This window comes from Pseudomonas sp. SA233 (assembly GCF_054792385.1).
This window is the reverse complement of sequence record NZ_CP096449.1, coordinates 5,167,124-5,189,986: the sequence shown is the minus strand read 5'-3', so window position 1 is coordinate 5,189,986 and position 22,863 is coordinate 5,167,124. Positions and strand designations below refer to the sequence as shown.

19 protein-coding genes and 1 riboswitch are annotated in these 22,863 nt (G+C 64.0%); of the genes, 13 read left to right on the top strand and 6 right to left on the bottom strand.

The features are described from left to right. Positions 1–33: 33 nt before the first annotated feature. Complete coding sequence (locus M1D87_RS23830) at positions 34–1,470, bottom strand: TolC family outer membrane protein (RefSeq protein WP_003258125.1); 1,437 nt, start codon at positions 1,468–1,470, stop codon at positions 34–36. Between the two features lie 160 nt (positions 1,471–1,630). After that, a riboswitch (TPP riboswitch) is annotated at positions 1,631–1,737 on the top strand. Positions 1,738–1,891: 154 nt separating this feature from the next. On the opposite strand from M1D87_RS23830, the gene thiC reads away from it, so the two are divergent. Then, positions 1,892–3,772 carry a phosphomethylpyrimidine synthase ThiC gene (thiC, locus tag M1D87_RS23825; protein ID WP_123084757.1) on the top strand — a complete coding sequence of 627 codons (1,881 nt, stop codon included), beginning with the start codon at positions 1,892–1,894 and terminating at the stop codon, positions 3,770–3,772. 173 nt (positions 3,773–3,945) lie between these two features. After that, positions 3,946–5,229: a putative hydroxymethylpyrimidine transporter CytX gene (cytX, locus tag M1D87_RS23820; protein ID WP_123084756.1), complete on the top strand. Its 1,284-nt coding sequence runs from the start codon at positions 3,946–3,948 to the stop codon at positions 5,227–5,229. Here cytX and M1D87_RS23815 read toward each other — a convergent pair. Continuing rightward, positions 5,198–5,944, bottom strand: a complete 747-nt coding sequence (locus tag M1D87_RS23815) for an RsiV family protein (protein WP_023660486.1) — start codon at positions 5,942–5,944, stop codon at positions 5,198–5,200. The two genes, cytX and M1D87_RS23815, sit on opposite strands and share 32 nt — an antisense overlap. A gap of 185 nt (positions 5,945–6,129) precedes the next feature. Between M1D87_RS23815 and M1D87_RS23810 the strand changes: the two genes are divergently transcribed. The 9 genes from M1D87_RS23810 (at position 6,130) to M1D87_RS23770 (ending at position 15,516) form a co-directional block, all read left to right on the top strand. Beyond that, positions 6,130–6,747 (top strand): NUDIX domain-containing protein, encoded by a 618-nt coding sequence (locus M1D87_RS23810; protein ID WP_024087817.1) that lies wholly within the window; start codon positions 6,130–6,132, stop codon positions 6,745–6,747. After that, entirely contained in the window at positions 6,738–7,190 is a 453-nt protein-coding gene (locus M1D87_RS23805; protein WP_016501905.1) for a DUF1249 domain-containing protein, read from the top strand. The genes M1D87_RS23810 and M1D87_RS23805 overlap by 10 nt, the downstream gene beginning before the upstream one ends. 85 nt (positions 7,191–7,275) lie before the next feature. Continuing rightward, positions 7,276–8,076 (top strand): 3',5'-cyclic-AMP phosphodiesterase, encoded by an 801-nt coding sequence (gene cpdA / locus M1D87_RS23800; RefSeq protein ID WP_082810466.1) that lies wholly within the window; start codon positions 7,276–7,278, stop codon positions 8,074–8,076. Between the two features lie 241 nt (positions 8,077–8,317). Next, on the top strand, positions 8,318–8,926 hold the full coding sequence (locus M1D87_RS23795; RefSeq protein ID WP_061550595.1) for a YqiA/YcfP family alpha/beta fold hydrolase: 609 nt from the start codon (positions 8,318–8,320) through the stop codon (positions 8,924–8,926). A gap of 35 nt (positions 8,927–8,961) precedes the next feature. Next, the gene (parE, locus tag M1D87_RS23790) at positions 8,962–10,866 is read left to right on the top strand and encodes a DNA topoisomerase IV subunit B (RefSeq protein WP_003258137.1); all 1,905 of its coding nucleotides are present in this window, start codon (positions 8,962–8,964) and stop codon (positions 10,864–10,866) included. Beyond that, complete coding sequence (locus M1D87_RS23785; protein WP_123084755.1) at positions 10,863–11,849, top strand: esterase-like activity of phytase family protein; 987 nt, start codon at positions 10,863–10,865, stop codon at positions 11,847–11,849. Before parE ends, M1D87_RS23785 begins: the two co-directional genes overlap by 4 nt. Next, positions 11,846–12,364 carry a retropepsin-like aspartic protease family protein gene (locus M1D87_RS23780; protein WP_123084790.1) on the top strand — a complete coding sequence of 173 codons (519 nt, stop codon included), beginning with the start codon at positions 11,846–11,848 and terminating at the stop codon, positions 12,362–12,364. The genes M1D87_RS23785 and M1D87_RS23780 overlap by 4 nt, the downstream gene beginning before the upstream one ends. A 10-nt stretch (positions 12,365–12,374) precedes the next feature. Next, positions 12,375–14,633, top strand: a complete 2,259-nt coding sequence (gene parC, locus M1D87_RS23775) for a DNA topoisomerase IV subunit A (RefSeq protein ID WP_061550598.1) — start codon at positions 12,375–12,377, stop codon at positions 14,631–14,633. Between the two features lie 172 nt (positions 14,634–14,805). Beyond that, positions 14,806–15,516, top strand: a complete 711-nt coding sequence (locus M1D87_RS23770) for a PqiC family protein (RefSeq protein ID WP_031324184.1) — start codon at positions 14,806–14,808, stop codon at positions 15,514–15,516. A gap of 159 nt (positions 15,517–15,675) precedes the next feature. Here M1D87_RS23770 and M1D87_RS23765 read toward each other — a convergent pair whose 3' ends face one another. Next, a complete protein-coding gene (locus M1D87_RS23765) occupies positions 15,676–17,133 on the bottom strand; it encodes an AhpA/YtjB family protein (protein ID WP_003258142.1) in 1,458 nt (485 codons plus the stop codon). A 135-nt stretch (positions 17,134–17,268) separates the two neighbouring features. Here M1D87_RS23765 and serB point away from each other — a divergent pair, with 135 nt between their 5' ends. After that, positions 17,269–18,483 (top strand): phosphoserine phosphatase SerB, encoded by a 1,215-nt coding sequence (gene serB / locus M1D87_RS23760; RefSeq protein WP_015272016.1) that lies wholly within the window; start codon positions 17,269–17,271, stop codon positions 18,481–18,483. A 132-nt stretch (positions 18,484–18,615) separates the two neighbouring features. Here serB and asd read toward each other — a convergent pair whose 3' ends face one another. Genes asd through M1D87_RS23745 form a run of 3 tightly spaced genes read right to left on the bottom strand, consistent with a single transcriptional unit; the run spans position 18,616 to position 21,878 of the window. Continuing rightward, positions 18,616–19,479 (bottom strand): archaetidylserine decarboxylase, encoded by an 864-nt coding sequence (gene asd, locus M1D87_RS23755; RefSeq protein ID WP_013974449.1) that lies wholly within the window; start codon positions 19,477–19,479, stop codon positions 18,616–18,618. A 9-nt stretch (positions 19,480–19,488) separates the two neighbouring features. After that, a complete protein-coding gene (locus M1D87_RS23750) occupies positions 19,489–20,298 on the bottom strand; it encodes a rhodanese-like domain-containing protein (protein ID WP_123084754.1) in 810 nt (269 codons plus the stop codon). A 44-nt stretch (positions 20,299–20,342) separates the two neighbouring features. Then, positions 20,343–21,878 carry an HDOD domain-containing protein gene (locus M1D87_RS23745; protein ID WP_123084753.1) on the bottom strand — a complete coding sequence of 512 codons (1,536 nt, stop codon included), beginning with the start codon at positions 21,876–21,878 and terminating at the stop codon, positions 20,343–20,345. Positions 21,879–22,008: 130 nt separating this feature from the next. Here M1D87_RS23745 and motA point away from each other — a divergent pair, with 130 nt between their 5' ends. Then, on the top strand, positions 22,009–22,860 hold the full coding sequence (motA, locus tag M1D87_RS23740) for a flagellar motor stator protein MotA (RefSeq protein ID WP_015272014.1): 852 nt from the start codon (positions 22,009–22,011) through the stop codon (positions 22,858–22,860). Positions 22,861–22,863 lie beyond the last annotated feature (3 nt).

Sequence of the window (22,863 nt, the reverse complement as noted above, 5' to 3'; positions counted from 1 at the left end):
AGCAACCCACCCTGCGGAAAATACATCCCTATCTCAGGGGCGACGCTCGAAGTTCTTCGCCGCTGCAGCCGCCAGGTCCGGCGGCAGGAAGTCCTTGTCCGGGTTGTAGTCCGGTTTGAGGTACCGCTTGAGGTCCTGCAGGTCCTGCGGGCTCAAGGTGCCGGCTGCCTGCTTGAGGCTCAGGTTGTCGAGGATGTAGTCATAGCGGCTGTTGTTGTAGTCGCGCACCGAGGTGTACAGCTGACGTTGGGCGTCAAGCACGTCGACGATATTGCGGGTACCCACCTGGTAGCCGATCTCGGTGGCTTCCAGCGCGCTCTGGTTGGAGATGATCGACTGCTTGCGCGCCTGCACCTGTTCCACGTCGGTATTCACTGCGCGGTGCAGGTTGCGGGTGTTTTCCACCACCTGGCGGCGCAGGCTTTCACGCTGCTGCTCGGTCTGGCTCAGGCGCTGGTAGGCCTCGCGCACCTGCGAACTGGTCAGGCCGCCGCTGTAGATCGGGATGTTCAACTGCAGGCCGATGCTGGTCTGCTCGACGTCGCCGCTATAGCGCGTAACGGGGGCCGGTGCGGGGTTGGTGAAACCGAAGTTGTCGTTGTCACCCTTCTGATACTTGGCAACTGCGTCCAGGGTCGGCGCGTGGCCGGCCTTGCGCTGGCGCAGGGTTTCCTCGGCAGCGACGACCGCGTGGTTGGTGGCCAGCAGGTTGAGGTTCTGGCGCCCGGCGGTTTCGACCCAGGCCTTGGCGTCGTTGGGCGTAGGCACCTGCACTGGCAAGGTATGGACCACGCCTTGAATCGACGTGTATTCCCGGTTGGTCAGGGTCACCAGGGCCTCGAAGGCATCCTGTACCTGGCGCTCGGCAATGATTCGGTTGGCCCGCGCCGTGTCGTAGCTGGCCTGGGATTGCAGCACGTCGGTCTTGTCGGAGAGGCCGACGTCGAATCGTTCGTTGGACTGGTCCAGCTGGCGCTTGAAGGCCGCTTCCTCGGCCTTGGTCGCGGCCAGGTTGTCCTGGGCACGGAGCACGGCGAAGTAGTTCTGTGCGGTTTGCAGAATCAGGTTCTGCTCGGTCGCCGACAGCTCCAGCGCCGCCTGTTCGTTGACCGCCTCGGCCGCCTGCAACTGGAACCAGCGATCAGCGCGGAATATAGGTTGCGCCAGGGTTGCGCTCCAGGTGTTGCCGCTGCGGTTGCTGGTGGCCGATGGTTCGTCCAGCTTGGTGCGGGTGTTCAGCATTTCGGCACCGGCCGACAGGTTAGGCAGCAACCCGGCGCGAGCCTGCGGTACCACTTCGCGGCGGGCGCCGTAATCGGCGCGGGCCGCAGCCAGGTCAGCGTTGTTGTCGACCGCTTCCTGATAGACGCTGACCAGGTCGGTTTTCACTGTAGTGGGCACGTCCGCTGCCCAGACCACTCCGTTGGACGCACAAGACACGGCTATTGCCAGTGAGAGTTTGCGCAGCATAGAGGCAATCCTTGTACGAAATTTAATTACTGAACTGTTGAGTATCGAGCGACGGGCCAGTGTAGTGCCATGCGCACCCGGCAACAATCGCTCGGGGTGCCTTTCATCATCCGCGCATTTACCTGCTTGGCTTTGCCGACCACTCCAGTCTAGACTGCGCATGTTCTTGTCGGGGTGCCTTGAAGCAAAGGCTGAGATCGCAAAGTTGCGGATCCCGTTGAACCTGATCAGGTTAGCGCCTGCGTAGGGAACAAGATTGCTCGCCTTCCCGGGGAGCCTCTTGTGCCAGGTCCGGGAATGTCGCAGCTACATGCAGCTTCAGGCACCCCCATATCCGGCACTGCACCCATCAAGGGTGCGTCCGCGCCTTTCAGGTTCACCCCGACATTCCACTGCTAGGAAGCCGTCTGGAGAGCCTGTGATGACCAAACAAGAAAAAGCGATCAACCTCAGCGAATCGGCACAAGTCGATCAGCAGTCCGTGCAACCATTCCCGCGTTCGCGCAAGGTGTATGTCGAGGGCTCGCGCCCGGACATCCGCGTGCCCATGCGTGAAATCAGCCTGGACGACACCCCGACCGATTTCGGTGGCGAGTCCAATGCCCCGGTGCTGGTCTACGATACTTCCGGCCCGTACACCGACCCCAACGTTGTCATCGACGTGCGCAAGGGCCTGGCCGATGTGCGTTCGGCGTGGATCGAGGCACGCGGTGACACCGAGCGCCTGGCCGGCCTGAGCTCGGACTTCGGCCAGCAGCGCCTGAACGATGCCGAACTGGCCAAGCTGCGTTTCGCCCACGTGCGCAACCCGCGTCGGGCCAAGGCTGGTGCCAACGTCTCGCAGATGCACTATGCCCGCCAAGGCATCATCACTGCCGAGATGGAGTACGTGGCCATCCGCGAAAACATGAAGCTGCAAGAGGCACGTGACGCTGGTCTGCTTGACGAGCAGCACGCCGGCCATAGCTTCGGGGCCAACATCCCGAAAGAAATCACTCCTGAGTTCGTCCGCCAGGAAATCGCCCGTGGCCGCGCGATCATCCCAGCCAACATCAACCACCCGGAAGTGGAACCGATGATCATCGGCCGCAACTTCCTGGTGAAGATCAACGGCAACATCGGCAACAGCGCCCTGGGTTCCTCGATCGAGGAAGAAGTGGCCAAGCTGACCTGGGGCATCCGCTGGGGTTCGGACACGGTCATGGATCTGTCCACCGGCAAGCACATTCACGAAACCCGTGAGTGGATCATCCGCAACTCGCCGGTGCCGATTGGTACCGTGCCGATCTACCAGGCCCTGGAAAAAGTCAACGGCGTGGCCGAGGACCTGACCTGGGAGCTGTTCCGTGACACCCTGATCGAGCAGGCCGAGCAGGGCGTGGACTACTTCACCATCCATGCCGGCGTACTGCTGCGTTATGTGCCGCTGACTGCCAAGCGTGTCACCGGTATCGTCAGCCGTGGTGGCTCGATCATGGCCAAGTGGTGCCTGGCACACCACAAGGAAAACTTCCTGTACACCCACTTCGAAGAAATCTGCGAAATCATGAAGGCCTACGACGTCAGCTTCTCGCTGGGCGACGGCCTGCGCCCCGGCTCGATTGCCGACGCCAACGATGCCGCGCAGTTCGGTGAACTGGAGACCCTCGGCGAGCTGACCAAGATCGCCTGGAAGCACGACGTGCAGTGCATGATCGAAGGCCCCGGCCACGTGCCGATGCAACTGATCAAGGAGAACATGGACAAGCAGCTGGAATGCTGCGACGAGGCGCCGTTCTACACCCTCGGCCCGCTGACCACCGATATCGCTCCTGGCTACGACCACATCACCTCGGGCATTGGTGCGGCTATGATCGGCTGGTTCGGTTGCGCGATGCTCTGCTACGTCACGCCCAAGGAACACCTGGGCCTGCCAAACAAGGATGACGTGAAGACCGGCATCATCACCTACAAGATCGCCGCTCATGCCGCCGACCTTGCCAAGGGCCACCCGGGTGCGCAGATTCGTGACAACGCCTTGTCCAAGGCACGCTTCGAGTTCCGTTGGGAAGACCAGTTCAACCTCGGCCTGGACCCGGACACTGCCCGTGCCTACCACGACGAGACCCTGCCGAAGGAATCGGCCAAGGTCGCGCACTTCTGCTCGATGTGCGGGCCGAAGTTCTGCTCGATGAAGATCACCCAGGAAGTGCGTGAATACGCCGCCAAGATCGAAACCGTGGATGTGACGGTCGAGCAAGGCATGCGTGAGCAGGCCGAGCGGTTCCGCCAGGAAGGCAGCCAGCTGTATCACAAAGTCTAAGTCGCAGCGCTGACCCCTGTAGGAGCGGCCTTGTGTCGCGATGGGCCGCGAAGCGGCCCCGGAAATTTCAGCCGCGAAGCTGAAAACCTGGGGCCGCTTTGCGGCCCTTTCGCGACACAAGGCCGCTCCTACAGCGACCGCGTCCAATCCAATACCTTGCCGAGTGTCAAAGCATGACCACCCCCAGCCAATTCTCCCCCGACCACCCGGTCCCCACCGCCCAGCGCATCTTCGGCGCCCGCGACTTGTTCTCGCTATGGTTCTCCCTCGGCATCGGCCTGATGGTGCTGCAGGTCGGCGCCATGCTGGCCCCTGGCCTGGGCCTTGCTGGCGCGGTGCTGGCCATCGCCCTGGGCACCGGTGTGGGTGTGCTGCTGCTGGGGGCTGCCGGTGTCATCGGCAGCGATACCGGCCTGTCGGCCATGGGCACGCTGAAACTGAGCCTGGGTGGCCATGGCGCTCGCTTGCCGGCGCTGCTCAACCTGCTGCAACTGGTGGGCTGGGGCGCGTTCGAGATCATCGTCATGCGCGATGCCGCCAGCCTGCTGGGCACGCGGGCGTTCGGCGAAGCCAGCGCCTGGAACAGCCCTGTGCTCTGGACCCTGTGCTTCGGCGCCCTGGCCACCTTGCTCGCAGTCGGTGGGCCGCTGGCGTTCGTGCGCAAGGTGCTGCGCACCTGGGGCATCTGGCTGCTGCTGGGCGCTTGCCTTTGGCTGACCTGGAACCTGTTCGCCAAGGCCGACCTGGCGGCACTGTGGGACCGTGCCGGCGACGGATCGATGTCGCTGGCCGTGGGCTTCGACATCGCCATCGCCATGCCGCTGTCCTGGTTGCCGCTGATCGCCGACTACTCGCGTTTTGCCCGTAACGGCAAACATGTATTCGGCGGTACGGTGCTGGGTTACTTCATCGGCAACACCTGGCTGATGAGCCTGGGCGTGGGTTACACCCTGGCCTTTGCCGACAGTGGCGAAGCCAACGCCCTGCTGCTGGCCCTGGCGGGCGCTGGCATGGGCATTCCACTGCTGCTGATTCTGCTGGACGAGTCGGAAAAGGCTTTTGCCGACATTCACTCGGCGGCCGTTTCCACCGGCGTGCTGGTGCGCCTGAAGGTCGAGCACCTGGCGCTGGCCATTGGCGTGCTGTGCACGCTGATCGCCTTGCTGGCGCCACTGGCACAGTACGAGAACTTCCTGCTGCTGATCGGCTCGGTGTTTGCACCGCTGTTCGGTGTGGTATTGATGGACCATTACGTGATCCGTCGCCGCCGCTTGCCAGCACAGGTGCATGGCTTGCACTGGCAGGCACTGCTGGCCTGGGCGGTGGGCGTTGCCGCGTACCATCTGATCGCCGCGCAAGCGCCGGACCTGGGTGCGACCCTGCCGGCATTGCTGCTGGCAGGGCTACTTCACGGGCTGCTGAGCTTCAGCCGCGGCCGGGAAACAGCTCGGGCTTGAGCACGCCATTCAGGCGTGGGTACGGGATCTTCAACTCCACGTGGCCCATGGAGTAGGGCGCGATGGAATAGACCTCGTACTTGACCACCACCGCGCCGTACGTCAGGGCGACGTGCGGCGACTGCTTGAACGGCCAGGTCTTGATGAACTCGGCATCCTTGTCCATGCCTACGCTGATCAGCCAGGCGTGGTGCGATTCCTCGACGGTTTTCCAGAAGGTGTCTTCCTGGCCGGGCACCAGCATGTCCTGCAGGGTCAGCACCTTGTCCAGCTTGCGCGAATAGTTGATGAAACCACGCCCGGGCATGCCATGAGCGCCGCCGCTGTCCAGGTAGCTGGACAATTCGATGATCACCAGTCCGTCATGCTGCTCGCGTACCTTGGCCTGCAGGTAGCTGCTGTTGCGCTTGTCGGCACTGGCCAGGTACTGCTGCTCGTAGGCTTGCAGGGTGGTCGGTGCGTTGCCGCGCTGGTTGTCTTCGGTCAGTTGCAGCAGGCGTTTCTCGACGATGCCATCGAGCTTGGGCAAGGCCGGGAAGTGGATCATGTCGATGTTCACCAGCGGGCAGTCGCTTTCGCTGCAGCCGGGTTTGACATGCTCCCAGGCATCGCGCTTGACCTCGAGCGGCGCCCGGTAGTTGGGCGTAAACAGGCTTTGGCAGGCACCCAGGGCCAGGGCCAGCACAGCCACGGAAGTCAGTTTGACAAGTGTCATGAGGATCCTTGCAGAACAGGGAAAAGTCGGCCTTTGACCGTCTGCGCGGCCTTCAGTTCGCCACTAAGCTAACAGAGAGAAGGCGCGCTGTCCCGAGTGCGCGAACGGTTGCCGGAAAGGGGTGAAACCGGCAGGCGTGCAGAGTAGGATGGCGCGATGCGGTATTCGAGGTAATGAGGATTTCCATGTCAGACGCGTTGAACTCAGTGCCCAAGGGCTTCGAAATCATTGAGCGGGCCAACTGCTTCCAGGGCTTTTACAAGCTCGACAAGCTACGCCTGCGCCACGAGTTGTTTGCCGGGGGCATGGGCCGCGAGATCAGCCGTGAACTGTTCGTGCGCCATGATGCGGTGTGCGTGCTGCCGTACGACCCGTTGCGCGATGAAGTGGTGCTGATCGAGCAGTTCCGCGTTGGTGCACTGGGCAAGGTCGACAACCCCTGGCTAATCGAGATGGTGGCCGGGCTGATCGACAAGGACGAGCAACCCGAGGAAGTCGCCCACCGCGAAGCCGAAGAAGAAGCCGGCCTGGCCTTTAGCGCCCTATGGCCGATGACCCGTTACTTCCCGTCGCCCGGCGGCAGTGACGAGTACGTTCACCTGTTCCTCGGCCGTTGCAGCAGTGAAGGGGCGGGCGGCCTGCATGGCCTGGAAGAAGAGGGCGAGGACATTCGCGTGCGCGTGTGGTCGTTCGAGGATGCCATGCAGGCGGTGCGCGACGGGCGCATCTGCAACGCGGCGACCATCATCGGCCTGCAATGGCTGGCGCTGAACCGTGATGAAGTACGAGGTATGTGGAAGTGAACCTGCTGCGCGAGCGTTATCGGGTCGACCTGGTCGGGCTGCAGGCAGCCTGCGAGGCCAACTACGCCCGGCTGATGCGCCTGTTGCCCGACATGCGCACCACCCAGAGCTCGCGCCGCATCGGCATGACCCAGGGCGACCAGATGCTCGGCGTGCTGGTGCTCGACGTGGTGCTGGCCTGCCCGTACACCACCACCCTGCACGTGCGCCAGGAGCACAGCCTGCCGTGGTTGCCGGTACCGCACCTGGAAGTGCAGGTGTACCACGATGCGCGCATGGCCGAAGTGGTCAGTGCCGAACACACCCGGCGCCTGCGCAGCATCTACCCCTATCCCAACGAAGCCATGCACCAGCCGGACGAAAAGGCCCAGCTCAACCTGTTCCTCGGTGAATGGCTGAGCCATTGCCTGGCCTGTGGCCACGAGCTGGCAAGCGTTCGCTGAATTGTGACGTGGTTTGGGTACGGGTGTTTGCTCGCACCCGTTGTACAGCCATAATTCGCGCTGAATCCGTTCGAGGAGACGGCCGTTGCCGCAGCCAGACCAATCGCGCCCCGTGCATGTGGTGCAACTGACCGATGCCCACCTGTTCGCCGACCCGGCCGGCAGCATGCTGGGCCTCAAGACCCGTGACAGCCTGCGCCATGTAGTGGCCCAGGTGCGGCGGGAGCAACCGCTTGTCGACCTGCTGCTGTGCACTGGCGACCTGTCCCAGGACGCCAGCGTGGCGTCCTATGAAGCATTCCGTGAGCTGACCGCACCGTTTGCCGTGCCCACCCGCTGGTTGCCTGGCAACCATGACGAGGCCCGAGTCATGGCGCAAGTGGCACCGGAGCTGGTACAGGCGGTGACCGATATCGGTGCGTGGCGCATCGTCATGCTCAACACGGCCGTACCCGGGGCGACGCATGGGCTGCTGGAGGATGACCAGCTGGCAGTGCTGGAAACGGCCTTGCGAGAGGCGGGTGAACGGCATTGCCTGGTGTGCTTCCACCATCAGCCGGTGGATATCGGCTGTGCCTGGATTGCGCCGATCGGCTTGCGCAATGCCCAGGCGCTGTTCGATATCGTCGAGGGTTATCCACAGGTGCGGGCGCTGCTCTGGGGGCATGTGCACCAGGAATGGGATGAAGTGCGCGACGGTCGTCGCCTGCTGGCCACTCCGTCGACCTGCATCCAGTTCGCGGCGCGCAGCGAGGATTTCAAGGTGAGCGAGGAGCAGCCTGGATACCGCTGGCTGCGCCTCCACACCGACGGGCGGTTGGAGACCGGGGTGGAGCGGGCAGTGGATTTCCAGGTGAAGCTCGACTTCGATAGCCCTGGCTATTGAGGATTTTGGGGCTACTGCGCAGCCCTATGGCGACACAAGGCCGCTCCCACAGGGGTACGCGATCTCCTGTGGGAGCGGCCTTGTGTCGCGATAGGGGCGCAAAGCGCCCCCGGCACTCTCAAAGCTGTTGAAGAATTTGTTGCTAAAACCCCTGTGCGGCGCCAAAACCCGGCGAACGCGCTACACTGCGCGTCCCTGCGCCCATATCACCGGGCGCGAAGCCACAGATTCCGGGGGCAGCATGTCGGGTTCCATCCTCTATATCCATGGCTTCAACAGCTCGCCACTTTCGACCAAGGCGCGCCAACTCGAGGCCGTGATGCAGCAACTGGGCCTGTCGGCCCGACTGCGGGTGCCCGCCTTGCACCACCACCCACGGCAGGCCATCGCCCAGCTCGAAGCGGCCATCGCCGAACTGGGCGCACCATTGTTGGTAGGTAGTTCGCTCGGCGGCTACTATGCCACCTATCTGGCCGAGCGCCACGGCCTCAAGGCCTTGCTGGTGAACCCGGCGGTAACACCGCACAAGCATTTCGACGGCTACCTGGGCACCCAGCACAATCACTACACCGGTGAAGCGTGGGAGCTGACCCACGATCATGTGCAGGCCCTGGCCGAGCTTGAGGTACCAGCCCCGGTGGATGCCAGCCGCTATCAAGTGTGGCTGCAGACCGCCGATGAAACCCTGGACTATCGCCATGCCGAGCGCTATTACCGTGCTTGTGCCCTGCGCATCCAGGCCGGTGGCGACCACAGCTTCCAGGGCTTCGCCGAGCGCCTGCCGGCACTGCTGGCCTTCGCCGGCATTGCCCGTGGGCAGTACGCAGCGCTCGATTTTTCTGTATTTTGACTTTTTTGCATTCACCAGACTGACGACGAGACCCTATGGCCACTCCCAGCGCTAGCGCCTATAACGCAGACGCCATCGAAGTCCTCTCGGGCCTTGACCCGGTCCGCAAGCGGCCGGGCATGTACACCGATACCAGCCGCCCCAACCACCTGGCCCAGGAAGTCATCGACAACAGTGTCGACGAAGCCCTGGCCGGTCACGCCCGTTCGGTGCAGGTCATTCTCCATGCCGACCACTCGCTGGAAGTCAGCGATGATGGCCGCGGCATGCCGGTGGACATCCACCCGGAAGAGGGCGTGTCCGGGGTCGAGCTGATCCTCACCAAGCTGCACGCCGGCGGCAAGTTCTCCAACAAGAACTATCAGTTCTCCGGTGGCCTTCACGGCGTGGGCATCTCTGTGGTCAACGCCCTGTCGACCCAGGTGCGCGTGCGCGTAAAACGTGACGGCAACGAATACCAGATGACTTTCGCCGATGGCTTCAAGGCCAGCGAGCTGGAAGTGGTCGGCACGGTTGGCAAGCGCAATACCGGCACCAGCGTGTACTTCAGCCCCGACCCCAAGTACTTCGATTCGCCGAAATTCTCCATCAGCCGCCTCAAGCATGTGCTCAAGGCCAAGGCCGTGCTGTGCCCGGGCCTGCTGGTCAGCTTCGAGGACAAGGCCAGCGGCGAGAAAGTCGAATGGCACTACGAGGACGGCCTGCGCTCCTACCTGGTCGACTCGGTAAACGAGTTCCAGCGCCTGCCCGACGAGCCGTTCTGCGGCAGCCTGGCCGGTAACAAGGAAGCGGTGGACTGGGCCTTGCTGTGGCTGCCCGAAGGCGGCGACAGCATCCAGGAAAGCTACGTCAACCTGATCCCTACCGCCCAGGGCGGCACTCATGTCAACGGCCTGCGCCAGGGCCTGCTGGATGCCATGCGTGAATTCTGCGAGTTCCGCAACCTGCTGCCGCGCGGTGTGAAGCTGGCGCCGGAAGACGTCTGGGAGCGCATCACCTTCGTGCTGTCGATGAAGATGCAGGACCCGCAGTTCTCCGGGCAGACCAAGGAGCGCCTGTCGTCGCGCGAGGCGGCTGCCTTCGTTTCCGGCGTGGTCAAGGACGCGTTCAGCCTGTGGCTCAACGCCCACCCCGAGCTGGGCATGCAACTGGCGGAGCTGGCCATCAGCAACGCCGGGCGCCGCCTGAAGGCCAGCAAGAAGGTCGAGCGCAAGCGCATAACCCAGGGCCCGGCACTTCCCGGCAAACTGGCCGATTGCGCCGGCCAGGACCCGATGCGCGCCGAACTGTTCCTGGTCGAGGGTGACTCGGCCGGTGGCTCGGCCAAGCAGGCTCGCGACAAGGAATTCCAGGCGATCCTGCCGCTGCGTGGCAAGATCCTCAACACTTGGGAAGTGGACGGTGGCGAAGTCCTGGCCAGCCAGGAAGTGCACAACATCGCCGTGGCCATTGGCGTCGACCCGGGGGCCACCGACCTTGCGCAGCTGCGCTACGGCAAGATCTGCATCCTCGCCGACGCCGACTCCGACGGCCTGCACATCGCCACGCTGCTGTGCGCACTGTTTGTCCAGCACTTCCGCGCCCTGGTCGAGGCCGGGCATGTGTACGTGGCCATGCCGCCGCTGTACCGCATCGACCTGGGCAAGGAAATCTACTACGCCCTCGACGAGGCCGAGCGTGACGGTATCCTCGATCGTCTGGTTGCCGAGAAGAAGCGCGGCAAGCCACAGGTCACCCGCTTCAAGGGCCTGGGCGAGATGAACCCGCCACAGCTGCGCGAGACCACCATGGACCCGAATACCCGGCGCCTGGTGCAACTGACCCTGGACGACGTGCAGGCCACCTGCGAGCTGATGGACAAGCTGCTGGCCAAGAAGCGCGCGGGCGACCGCAAGAGCTGGCTGGAAACCAAGGGCAACCTGGCCGAGGTCATGGTTTGATTCGGCGGCTTCTGGCTGCCTGCCTGGCGCTGGTTGCCCTGCCGAGCCTGGCGGGCAACTGGCCAGAGTTGAAGCTGAGCGCCGAGCACCCGATCGAAGGCATGCGCGGTGGCAACCTGTCTGGCCTGGTGGAATGCCGGGGCGGGCTGTGGGGCGTATCCGACCGCGACGACGACCGCATCTACCGCTTCGACCAGCAAAACCCGACCTGGCGCGCGCAGCCGCTCACCTTCACCCCGCCAGCGGTGCCGGAAAGTGGCTTGCCGTGGGGCCTGAGGTCGCGCAACTGGGCGGCGTCGTATATTCGTGGTGGCGAGCTGGATTTCGAAGGCATCAGCTGTGACCAGGCGGGCAACCTGTACCTGGTCAGCGAAGCTCATGCCGCTGTGCTGCAACTGCCGCTGGAAGGCGAGGCGGACTGGTTGAAGATCGACCCGGCCATGGTTCGTCAGGCCCGGGCCAGCGGCATGCTGCTGAACTTCAACGCCTTGTTCGAAGGCCTGGCGATCAACCCGGCGGGTGACCGCCTGTGGCTGGCCGCCGAGCGCGAGCGCCGTGGCCTGGTGGCCATCGAGCGCCAGCAGTCGGTGTGGACCTGCGGCCGCAGCTGCGTGTTGCTGAGCGAGGCCGGGGTCGAAATGCAACCGGCACAGATGCCCAATGCCCAGGCACTGTCGCGCGACTTCTCCGACCTGGCCTGGTTCGAAGGCAAGCTGTTCACTCTCGAACGCAATGCCTACCGCGTCTGTCGTCGGGATACCGACAGCGGCATGGTCGAGCGCTGCTGGTCGTTCGCTGCCGATGCCCTGGTCGAGTCGCGTCGCTACCAGCAGCCGTTCGGTCTGGCCGAGGCCCTGGTGATCGATGCCAAGGGCGCCTGGATAGGCGTGGACAACAACAACGGCGCCCGCGCTGATGGCGAAGCACGCCCGATCGTCTGGCGCTTCGATGCGCCGGAAGGCGGATGGAGCGCCAAGCCATGAGCCAGGCACCGGGCAAGCGGGCTGGCAAAGTATTGATGATCGTCGCCTGGGCGGCGGCGCTGTTCCTTGCCACGCGTTTCTTCGGCCAATGGGAAGACAGCCAGCGCAACCCCAATGCCCAGGTGCAGTCGTCGCATGGCGAAGGCTTTATCGAGGTGCGCCTGCTGGGCAACGGCCAGGGCCACTTCGTGATGGATGGCGCAATCAACGGCCAGGTGGTGCATTTCATGCTCGACACAGGTGCCACCGACGTGGCCATCCCGGAGGCGCTGGGCCGCGAGCTGGGCCTGGAGCGTGGCAGCCCGGTGCAGCTCAGTACCGCCAACGGCCGTACCGAAGGCTACCGCACGCGCCTGGCCAGCCTGCAGCTGGGGGATATCCACCTGCAGGACGTGCGCGCCATCGTGGTGCCGGGCCTGGACGGGCAGACCGTATTGCTGGGCATGAGTGCCCTGAAACAACTTGAATTTACCCAGCGCGGCGGCACCATGCTGCTGCGCCAGAACCTGAAATGACGAGGCCCGCATGAGCGACTCACTGGAACTCAGCCTGGATGGCGTAGAACGCCGCTCGCTGGCTGACTTCACCGAACAGGCCTACCTCAACTACTCCATGTACGTGATCATGGACCGCGCCTTGCCGCACATCGGCGATGGCCTGAAGCCGGTGCAGCGACGCATCGTCTACGCCATGAGCGAGTTGGGGCTCGATGCCGATGCCAAGCACAAGAAGTCGGCGCGTACCGTCGGTGACGTGCTCGGCAAGTTCCACCCCCACGGCGACTCGGCCTGCTACGAGGCCATGGTGCTGATGGCCCAGCCGTTCAGCTACCGCTATACCCTGGTCGACGGCCAGGGCAACTGGGGTGCGCCAGACGATCCGAAGTCGTTCGCCGCCATGCGTTATACGGAAGCGCGTCTTTCGCGCTACGCCGAAGTGCTGCTCAGCGAAGTCGGCCAGGGCACCGTGGACTGGGTGCCCAACTTCGACGGCACCCTGCAGGAGCCGGCCGTGCTGCCTGCGCGCCTGCCCAACATCCTGCTCAACGGCACCACTGGTATCGCCGTGGGCATGGCCACTGACGTACCGCCGCACAACCTGCGTGAAGTGGCCACGGCCTGTGTGCGCCTGCTCGATGAGCCCAAGGCCACCATCGAGCAGCTGTGCGAGCACATCCAGGGGCCGGACTACCCGACCGAGGCCGAGATCGTCACGCCGCGGGCAGAAATCCTCAAGATGTACGAAAGCGGTCGCGGCTCCATCCGTATGCGCGCCGTCTACCGCGTCGAGGATGGCGACATCGTCGTCACCGCGCTGCCGCACCAGGTCTCCGGGGCCAAGGTGCTGGAGCAGATCGCTGCGCAGATGCAGGCCAAGAAGCTACCTATGGTCGCCGACCTGCGTGACGAGTCGGACCACGAGAACCCGTGCCGCATCGTCATCATCCCGCGCTCCAACCGTGTGGATACCGATGAGCTGATGCAGCACCTGTTTGCCACGACCGACCTGGAGAGCAGCTACCGGGTCAACGTCAACATCATCGGCCTGGACGGCCGGCCACAGCTGAAGAACCTGCGAGCGCTGCTGCTGGAATGGCTGGAGTTCCGTACCGCTACCGTCCGTCGCCGCCTGCAGCACCGCCTGGACAAGGTGGAGAAGCGCCTGCACCTGTTGGAAGGTTTGCTGACCGCGTTCCTCAACCTGGATGAAGTTATCCACATCATCCGTACCGAAGACCAGCCCAAGCAGGCCCTGATCGCCCGTTTCGACCTGACCGAAATCCAGGCCGACTACATTCTCGAGACCCGCCTGCGGCAGCTGGCACGCCTGGAAGAGATGAAGATCCGCGGCGAGCAGGATGAATTGCTGAAGGAGCAGGCCAAGCTGCTCGCCCTGCTGGGCAGCGATGCCAAGCTGCGCAAGCTGGTACGCAGCGAGCTGATCAAGGATGCTGAAACCTATGGCGACGACCGCCGCTCGCCGATCGTCGAGCGTGCCGAGGCCAAGGCGCTGTCGGAAAACGAGCTGATGCCGACCGAGCCGGTTACCGTTGTGCTGTCGGAGAAGGGCTGGGTGCGCTGCGCCAAGGGCCACGACATTGATGCCACCGGCCTGTCGTACAAGGCCGGCGATGGCTTCAAGGCCGCAGCCGCCGGGCGCTCCAACCAATTTGCCGTGCTTATCGACTCCACTGGCCGCAGCTACTCGCTGGCCGCTCACAGCCTGCCGTCGGCGCGTGGTCAGGGCGAACCGCTGACCGGCCGCCTGACGCCCCCACCGGGGGCCACCTTCGAGTGCGTTCTGTTGCCGGACGACGATGCGCTGTACGTGGTGGCTTCGGACGCCGGCTATGGCTTCGTGGTCAAGGGTGAAGACCTGCAGGCCAAGAACAAGGCCGGCAAGGGCTTGCTCAGCCTGCCCAACGGTGCCAAGGTCATGACCCCGCGGCCGGTGGCCAACCGCGAGCAGGACTGGCTGGCGGCGGTTACCACCGAAGGCCGTCTGCTGGTATTCAAGGTCAGCGACCTCCCTCAGTTGGGCAAAGGCAAGGGCAACAAGATTATCGGGGTGCCGGGCGACCGGGTGGCGAGCCGTGAAGAATTTGTTACCGATCTGGCCGTGATTGCAGATGGCGCGACGCTTGTATTGCAAGCCGGCAAGCGTACCCTATCTCTGAAAGCGGACGACCTGGAGCATTACAAGGGCGAGCGCGGACGGCGCGGCAGCAAGCTGCCACGCGGGTTCCAGCGGGTCGATGGGTTGCAGGTGGAAGTGCCGGCGTAACCGGTTGAAATGTCTGGAACGGCAATTTCAGCGTCGTTCCGGGCAGAAATGCTGGAGTCGGACGGTTATTTCGCGGATGATATGGCCCTTGCGGTGCCGGCGTGGCCGTGTGCCCGTTTGAATTTATGTGTATCACTGCGGTTGGCCTTTTGGCGACCGCCTGGATGGGATGATGAAATTTCTGCGCCTTCCATTTGCGCTGTTGATGACTGGCCTGCTGGGCCTTGGCGGGTGCACCATGCACCAGCCGGTTGCCCTGTACCAGCTCGACAGTGGTGATCCTGGCCAGCCTTCGCAGAGTGCGGGCATGGCCGTGGTGCTCGGCCCGGTATCGGTTGCCGATTACCTGCAACGTGAGACGTTCCTGCAGCGTCAGGCCGATGGCAGCCTGAGTTCAGCGACCGACGGTCGTTGGGCCGGCAGCCTTTCGTCGGATATCGACCAGCTGCTGGTGCGCCAGCTCGCCTGGCGCCTGGACAGCCAGCGCGTGGTGCTGGCCCCGGCGGCTGCCGGGTTCAACCCGGATGTACAAGTGCTGCTGTCGATCACTCGCCTGGACTCGGGCAAGGACCAGCCGGCCGTCCTGGATGCCCAGTGGCGCCTGTTGGACCGTCGTGGCCATGTGCGTGACAACCGCATCGTTCACCTCGAACAGCCACACGCGGGCAGCGAGGCGTCGCAGGTGCAGGCCCAGGGCCAGTTGCTTCAGAAACTGGCCGAACAGCTGAGCACAGCGGTCAAGCCTCTGGCTAACCAGCCGGCGATTGCCGAAGAGTCGCCTAAAAAATCGGCTGCTCCGGTGCAGGTGAAGAAGACGCCTGAGAAATCCAAGATCCCGATGGCTGCGCCGATTCGAACCGATATGGAAGTCTACCGGTTCTGATCTAACTGCCAGATACGAAAAAGCCCGCATCATTGCGGGCTTTTTCGTATCTGCAGTTTTTGTACTGTATGTGCTGGTCTCTTCGCGGGTGAGCCCGCTCCCACAGGTTGGTGCAGGCCCTGTGGGAGCGGGTTTACCCGCGAAGAAGCCAGCCCGGTATCAGGCCCGGCGTTCGTGCATCCGCGCCAACTGCCGCTCCAGCATCGACGGGTAGGGCTCCATCAGGCGCTCCACGCAGCAGGCGCCCTCAGGGCTGGCAATCGGGCGAATGCGGGCGCGCTGGCGAATCAGCGTGTCATCGCTGATCTGCCGTTCTACCAGCAACAAGTTGCGACTGTGCTGCGACAGTGCCAGAGCGTCCTGGGCCTTTTCGGCCATCAGCAGGTCTACCAGCTCCAGCCCTTGCAGGTCGTTACCCAGGGCAAGGCCCAGCTGCAGCTGCAGGGTAATGCCGCTGTCCGCTACCTCGATCTGCAGGGCATGGCCCAAGGCGCGCAACAGCTCGCCGCAGCAGATGGCGTTGGTCAGGTAGTCCTCGCCGCAGTCGCGGCTGTGGAACAGCACCAGGGTGCTGCCGTCGTTGAGCGTGTGAGTTTCACCGTCGTAGAGTGAGGCGGCATGTTCCAGGCAATCGCGGTAGCGCTCGGTCAGTTCGGTCAGGCGCGTGCGCGGCAGGCGACGCAGCTGCTCCTGCGAGCCCAGTTGCACGGCAAGCACGGCGCTGTACTGCGGCTCGTCGGATTCGACCACGGCGGCCTTGGGCGCGCTTTCGTCGTCCAGCAGGCCGGCGAAGGCTTCATCGTCATCCTCGTCCGCCTGGGCGGCAAGCTTGGCGCGCGGTGCGACCTTGGCTGCCGGGGCAGCGTCGTGCAGGTCGTCGAACTGCTCGTCTTCTTCTTCTTCGGGCTCCGGCTCAGGTGGCGGCGGCGGGGCCAGGCGCGCGTGCAGCTGGCGGGCGATGTCGCCGATCTCGTCCTGGCGGTCGGTGGCCGGGGTATAGGGTTGCGGGTCGCGCAGCCACACCCGCAGCTGCAGCAACGGCAGGGTGATGAAGCGGCCCTGGCGCAGGCTCAGGGTCAGCGCCAACACCAGCAGGATGGCGGCAAGGATGCCCATGCTCTGCAGACTGATCAGCATCGGCTGCTGGAACTGGCTCATGTCCAGGCTGATGCGCAGTTGCCCGGCGGTCACGTCCTGGAAGGTGATCTTGGTCTGGTACAGGCCTTCGGCCTCGCCCAGCAGGCTGTTGCGCGGGCGCTGGCCGGCTTCCGCGAGGATGCGGTTGTCCACGCTGTAGATCGCCGCATGGGCCACCAGTGGGTTTTTCACCAGGTTGCCGAGCAGAACGTTGAGGCTGAGGATGTCGTTGGCCACCAGCAACTCGGTCGCCGAGGTGGCGGTCTGGGTGGTCAGGCTCTGGCCCAGGGCATCGGCCTGCTCGTGCATGGCCTGCTTGAACTGCAGGCCCATCACGCAGGCGTAGATCACCAACGCCAGCGCCACCAGGAAAATGTTGGTGCAGGCGATGCGTAGTGCCAGCGGCACGCGACGTTGACTCAGGGCGCGATAGATCATCAGGAAGAAGTTGTCTGCTTTGACGGGCGTGGGCCGGTTCACTGAGCTCGGCTCTTAATGGCATGAAAGTGTGGGGCAGTATAGCGAGCCGGGTTTTGTCGGCAAAGTATCGTTGGCGCCCGACGGTCACGGAAAATCGGTAGAATGCGCATTTTTCATCGAAGTCGGAGCCAGGTTGTGCGCGAAATCGTCCTGATCAACATCACCGGTGAGGACCGTCCCGGTCTCACTGCGGCTATCACCGGCGTCCTGCTGCAGGGCGGTGTGAGCATCCTCGACATTGGCCTGGCAGTCATGCACGGTACCTTGTCGTTCGGCATCCTGGTCGATATCCCGGACAACGAAGTGGCCACCTCCCTGCTGCAGAGCGTGCAGGCCAAGGCCCACGAGCTGAACCTGCAGGCCCGCTACACGCCGATTTCCGAGGCGGACTACCAGCACTGGGCCGATGGCCAGGGCGAGGCGCGCCACATCGTCACCTTGCTCAGCCGCAAGATCACTCCAGAGCAACTGCAGCGGGTGAGTGCGGTGATCAGCCGGTACGGCCTGACCATCGAGCGCATCGAGCGCCTGTCGGCCCGTGTGGCGCTGGATGCCGAGACCGACAAGGGCAAGGCGGCCATCGAGATCTCTGTGCGCGGCGTGCCGAGCGATGCCGAGGCTCTGCGTGCCGACTTCTTCGCCCTGGCCGAAGAGCTGAGCATCGACATTGCCTTCCAGAAGGACGACCTGTTCCGCCGCAACCGTCGCCTGGCGGTCTTCGACATGGACTCGACGCTGATCGAAGCCGAGGTCATCGACGAACTGGCAAAGGCCGCTGGCGTGGGTGAGCAGGTTGCCGCCATCACCGAGCGCGCCATGCGCGGCGAGCTGGACTTCCGCGCCAGCTTCAAGGAGCGCATGGCGCTGCTCAAGGGCCTGGATGTGGGCGTGTTGGATGAGATCGGGGCGTCGCTGCGTCTGACTGAAGGTGCCGAGAACCTGTTTGCCGAGCTCAAGCGCCTGGGTTACAAGACCGCGATCCTGTCCGGTGGCTTCACTTACTTTGCCCGCCAGGTGCAGGCGCGCCTGGGCATCGACTATGTGTTCGCCAACGAGCTGGAAGTGGTCGATGGCAAGGTGACCGGCGTGGCTGTGGAGCCGATCGTCGATGCCCAGCGCAAGGCCGAGCTGCTGCAGAAGCTGGCCAGCGAAGAAGGCTTGCAGCTGGAGCAGACCATTGCCGTGGGTGACGGTGCCAACGACCTGCCGATGCTGTCGCTGGCCGGCCTGGGTGTGGCGTTTCGTGCCAAGCCGCTGGTACGCCAGTCGGCCAAGCAGGCGATTTCTACCCTGGGATTGGATGGAGTGTTGTATCTGCTGGGCCTGCGCGACCGCGACGCGCGCGGCTGATCTGCAAATTTGGGGCTGCTTCGCAGCCCTTTCGCGACACAAGGCCGCTCCTACAGGGAATCGCATATCTCCTGTAGGAGCGGCCTTGTGTCGCGAAAGGGCCGCAAAGCGGCCCCAGGTTCCATCAGGCAATCAAGCCTGCACAGGCGCCGCCAACTGCTGCCCCATGCGCACCGCTGAACCCGCACCCAGGTTCTCCGCCCACTTCACCTGCTCCGGCCCGAACAGCACGATAGCAGTCGACCCCAGCTTGAAGCGGCCTAGTTCGGCACCTTTCTCCAGGTGGATCGGCGCGCGGCTGGCTTCGTCGTAGCGGAAGGTCTTCAGTTCACGCTTGGGTGGCGTCACCAGCCCGGCCCACACGGTTTCGATCGAAGCGACGATCATCGCGCCCACCAGCACCACGGCCATCGGCCCGCGCTCGGTATCGAACAGGCAGACCACGCGCTCGTTGCGGGCGAACAGCTCGGGGACGTTCTCTGCGGTGGTCTGGTTGACCGAGAACAGGCGGCCCGGCACGTAGACCATTTCACGCAGGGTACCGGCCAGCGGCATGTGCACGCGGTGGTAGTCCTTGGGCGACAGGTAGATGGTGGCGAACTCGCCGCCCATGAACGGCGCGGCCATGGCCGGGTCACCGCCCAGCAGCTCCTGCGCGCTGAAACCGTGGCCCTTGGCCTGGAAGATGCGGCCGTGCTCGATCGGGCCAAGCTGGCTGACGGCACCGTCGGCGGGGCACAGGATGGCGCCCGGGGTCTCGTCCAGCGGGCGGGCACCCGGCTTAAGGGCGCGGGTGAAGAATGCATTGAAGTGCTCGTAGGCGCTCAGGTCCTCGACCAGCGCTTCGCTCATGTTGACCTGGTAACGCTTGGCGAACCAGGCGGTGAAGGCATTCTTGAACCAGCGCACGCGGCACTCGGCTATGCAGCCGGCCAGCCGCGACAGCAAGTGGTGCGGCAGCAGGTACTGGCTGATGATGAACAAACGGGATTTCATGCAGGTTCCTTAGACTTCTACAGGCGTGTCCGGGTGGTTGCCCCATTCGCTCCACGAGCCGGCGTAGGCCTTGACCCGTGGATAGCCGAGGGCCTTGGCCACCAGGTAGGTGAAACCGGAGCGACGGTGGGATTGGCAGTGGGTAATGACTTCCTTGTCAGGAGTGATGCCCAGTTTCTGCAGGACTTCGGCGATATCCTTGCGTATGCGCAGGTGGTCATTGAGGTCCATGCCGGACGTCCACTCGAAGTTGATCGCGCCGGGAATGTGGCCGCCCCTGGCTGCCAGTACTTTCTCGCCGCGGAATTCCTGCGGGCCACGAGCATCCCAGATGACCAGATCTTCCGCGCCCAGGCGGCTTTGCAGGTACTCTCGGGTGGCTGTGGGTGCCGTGTCGATGCGCAGCTGCACGGGGGAATTAGCTCTGGCGGGCGCTTCGGTGGAGAGCTTGTCGGCCGGCCAAGCCTGGATGCCGCCGTTCAGGTAGTGATAGCGCTTGTGCCCGATCACATCGAGCAGCCAGATGAAGCGCCCGGCCCAGCCGCCACCTTCATCGTCGTACACCACATACACCGCATCCTCGCGGTGGCCGAGTTCACTGAACAGCTTCTCCAGATCGGCCTGGGCCGGCAGCAAGCCGGGCGCAGGCGGCTGGCCGAGCTGAGTACGCTTGCCTTCGACAAAGCGTGCGCCGGGGATATGCCCGCTGACATAGCGGTTGGCGCTGCTCAGGTCGACCAGGATCAGCTGTGGCGAATCCAGGCGCGGCAGCAGGTCCGCGGCTTCGATCACCAGGGGCAGGCCGGAAAAGTCAGTCATCCACGGTCTCCAGTGTGGAAAGAGGGGCGATTGTAGCGCAAGGCTCAGGCCTTGCGGTTGGCAAACACCGACAGCGCCCGTTCGGTGCACTGTGCGGTCTTGCCGAAGGCTTGCACGCTGATATCGGCCAGCGGCCGGCAGCCCTGGTCAGCGACCATCAGCATCAGCACCTGGTCCGCCACCGCCAGCGAGCGCAGCAGCACGTGCTCGCTGCGGAACAAGGCACGCAGCGGGGCCGGCAGCAGGGCCGAGAACTGGCTGTGGTTTTCCGGGGTGATACGCAATTGCCCGGCCTTGGCCAGCAGCTTTTGCAGCAGTTTGTTCTGCGCCACCGGCAGTACCAGCGCCCCGGCTTCCTTGGGCAGGCCGGCCATCTGCTGCACGCGCAGCTGGTCGTTGGCCTTGTCCAGGCTCAGCAGCAGTATCCGCTGCATGCCAGAGGCCAGAAGGGCCTCGATAACCTGCGTGGCCAGGTGCACGCTGTTGGTGAACGGGCTGGGCTGGGCCAGAAGGTCTTGGCACAGCTTGCGCCAGCGCGCCAGTTCGTCGCTTGTGGGAGGTGGCGGAGCCAGCATGTCTGGGTGCGGACGGCGCTGGTGCCAGGGCCAGATCAGCGCTTCGGCCGGGTGGAACAAGGCATGCTGGGCATGGCGGCGGGCGCTGGCCGCAGCCTGCTGGTGCACCTGCTGCTGCACGTCGTCCAGCGAGGTCTGCAGGTACAGTGCGGTCAGCAGCTGCCAGCGCAACAGGTGCGGGTTGTCCCAGCCCACTTGTGCCGCCAGGGCCAGGTTGTTTGCCAGCAGCACGGTGTTGGCCGGCTGGTTGAACCAGCGGCGCAGGCCAGGCTCGGCGTCCAGGCGGTGTTGCTGGCTGAGCAGATCCGGGTCGCGGGCGATACTGAGCACCTGGGCCAGTTGTTCGCGCTCTTCCAGCAGCAGGCGGTAACCCTGGGTCACCCATTGTGGCAGGCGCCAGTACTCCGCCATGGTCTGGCACAGCTCCATGATGCGCACGCCAAACAGTTCTTCCTCGACATGGGCGGCGTCTTCGCCCTTGTGGATAACCCGCAGCTCCCAGGTATCGAGCAGCTTGGGGTAGGCCAGCGCCAGCGGCCAGAGTGGCGACAGGAACAACAGGCTGCCCCAGTGGATTTCCTGCCACAGCCGTGCCAGGCGGCTTGCGAACAGGCCGCTGGCCTGCTGCGAGGCGTGCTGGCTGATCAGCTGAAACTGGCACAGTACCGGCGGGATCTCTTCGACGGGCACGGCTGGCAGGCGCTTGAGCAGCTGTTCGCTGCGCTCCAGGCCCAGGCGGTTGAGGGCGACTTCCAGGCTTTCGGCGGGCTCGGCCAGGCTGGCATTGGTGGGGTGATTGGCTTCGCGCATCACCGACAGCACCAGTGCCGGGCTATCCTGCATCAGTTCGGCGATATCGCGCAGCGAGCGGCGGCTATCGTGGATGGCGGCCATGACCCGGTCGTAGCTGTGCTTCGGCACGGGGATGCGAACACTCTCGAGCAGCTTTACCCAGGCCTCTAGCGTACGTGGAGCCTGAGCGGGCACCTTGGTTTCAATTGGCATTTTGACATCAGTCCGAACTGGCTTTTCGCATTGAGTGGCTATAGTCTGGCGCAGTTCTGCCGATAAGTAGAAGAAGAGTTTTAAAGCTCCCGTCTCTTCCCCTGACCACGACAGCAAGTGCTTTGAACCTATGGCTAAAATTATCGGCATCATCGTCGTATTCGCGAGCGTGCTCGGCGGATACGTGCTTTCCCACGGCAAGATCGCGGCACTGATCCAGCCGTTCGAAGTACTGATCATCGGCGGTGCGGCCTTTGGTGCATTTCTGCAGGCCAACCCTGGCCACATGACCATGCACGTCATCAAGAAGTCGATGAAGATGTTCGGCTCGCGCTTCACTCACGCCTTCTACCTGGAAGTGCTGGGCCTGGTGTACGAAATTCTCAACAAGAGCCGGCGCGAAGGCATGATGGCCATCGAGGCCGATATCGAGGATGCCGCCGCCAGCCCGATCTTCGCCAAGTACCCGACGGTGCTGGCCGATGAGCGCATGACCGCGTTCGTCTGCGACTATCTGCGCATCATGTCCACCGGCAACATGGCCCCGCACGAACTCGAGGGCCTGTTCGACATGGAACTGCTGAGCATGAAGGAAGAACTGGAGCACCCGTCCCATGCGGTGACCGGCATCGCCGACGGCATGCCTGGCTTCGGTATCGTTGCGGCGGTACTGGGTATCGTGGTGACCATGGCCTCGCTCGGCGATGGTGACCAGGCCTCCATCGGCCTCCATGTGGGTGCGGCGCTGGTGGGTACTTTCTTCGGTATTCTGGCGGCCTACGGTTTCTTCGGCCCGTTGGCCAAGTGCCTGGAGCACGATGCCAAGGAAGAGCTGAACCTCTACGAATCGATCAAGGCTTCGCTGGTGGCCTCGGCCTCGGGCATGCCGCCTTCGCTGGCGGTCGAGTTCGGGCGCAAGGTGCTATACCCCAAGCACCGCCCAAGCTTCGCCGAACTGGAACAAGCGGTTCGCGGTCGCTGAGTC

What these genes read in the sequence shown, in the direction of transcription:
- M1D87_RS23830 (WP_003258125.1), bottom strand. Translation starts at nt 1,470, where the DNA reads ATGCTGCGCAAACTCTCACTGGCAATAGCCGTGTCTTGTGCGTCCAAC.
- thiC (WP_123084757.1), top strand. Translation starts at nt 1,892, where the DNA reads ATGACCAAACAAGAAAAAGCGATCAACCTCAGCGAATCGGCACAAGTC.
- cytX (WP_123084756.1), top strand. Translation starts at nt 3,946, where the DNA reads ATGACCACCCCCAGCCAATTCTCCCCCGACCACCCGGTCCCCACCGCC.
- M1D87_RS23815 (WP_023660486.1), bottom strand. Translation starts at nt 5,944, where the DNA reads ATGACACTTGTCAAACTGACTTCCGTGGCTGTGCTGGCCCTGGCCCTG.
- M1D87_RS23810 (WP_024087817.1), top strand. Translation starts at nt 6,130, where the DNA reads ATGTCAGACGCGTTGAACTCAGTGCCCAAGGGCTTCGAAATCATTGAG.
- M1D87_RS23795 (WP_061550595.1), top strand. Translation starts at nt 8,318, where the DNA reads ATGTCGGGTTCCATCCTCTATATCCATGGCTTCAACAGCTCGCCACTT.
- parE (WP_003258137.1), top strand. Translation starts at nt 8,962, where the DNA reads ATGGCCACTCCCAGCGCTAGCGCCTATAACGCAGACGCCATCGAAGTC.
- M1D87_RS23780 (WP_123084790.1), top strand. Translation starts at nt 11,846, where the DNA reads ATGAGCCAGGCACCGGGCAAGCGGGCTGGCAAAGTATTGATGATCGTC.
- parC (WP_061550598.1), top strand. Translation starts at nt 12,375, where the DNA reads ATGAGCGACTCACTGGAACTCAGCCTGGATGGCGTAGAACGCCGCTCG.
- M1D87_RS23770 (WP_031324184.1), top strand. Translation starts at nt 14,806, where the DNA reads ATGAAATTTCTGCGCCTTCCATTTGCGCTGTTGATGACTGGCCTGCTG.
- asd (WP_013974449.1), bottom strand. Translation starts at nt 19,479, where the DNA reads ATGAAATCCCGTTTGTTCATCATCAGCCAGTACCTGCTGCCGCACCAC.
- M1D87_RS23750 (WP_123084754.1), bottom strand. Translation starts at nt 20,298, where the DNA reads ATGACTGACTTTTCCGGCCTGCCCCTGGTGATCGAAGCCGCGGACCTG.
- M1D87_RS23745 (WP_123084753.1), bottom strand. Translation starts at nt 21,878, where the DNA reads ATGCCAATTGAAACCAAGGTGCCCGCTCAGGCTCCACGTACGCTAGAG.
- motA (WP_015272014.1), top strand. Translation starts at nt 22,009, where the DNA reads ATGGCTAAAATTATCGGCATCATCGTCGTATTCGCGAGCGTGCTCGGC.